We start from the raw sequence: 249 nt of genomic DNA, 5'->3' as shown, positions 1-249 counted from the left end.
CCGCACCGGGAGGCGTCGATGTCCTCGATCCGCAGCAGCAGGGTTCCGCCGCTCGCCCGCGCCAGATCGAAGTTGAGCAGCGCCGAATAGGCATGGCCGAGATGCAGATGGCCGTTGGGGCTCGGGGCAAATCGGAAAACGGGTGGCGGCATCAGTTGAAACTCGTCATGGCCGGGCTTGTCCCGGCCATCCACGTTCTTCGGTGCGACTTGCCAACCGTGTCAAGGTCGCGAATGAACACGATTTCCG

1 protein-coding gene is annotated in these 249 nt (G+C 63.5%); it reads right to left on the bottom strand.

Translation table 11 applies throughout. From position 1 onward, the window contains the following. Positions 1 to 152 (bottom strand): glutamate--tRNA ligase family protein (locus RMT89_RS46400; protein ID WP_399499088.1); only part of this gene is annotated, 152 nt, incomplete at its 3' end. Positions 153 to 249 lie beyond the last annotated feature (97 nt).

It is taken from the genome of Streptomyces sp. P17 (genome assembly GCF_032436805.1).
GTDB lineage: Bacteria > Actinomycetota > Actinomycetes > Streptomycetales > Streptomycetaceae > Streptomyces.
The sequence above is the reverse complement of the archived record's forward strand: the minus strand, read 5'-3'. Positions and strand labels throughout refer to the sequence as shown.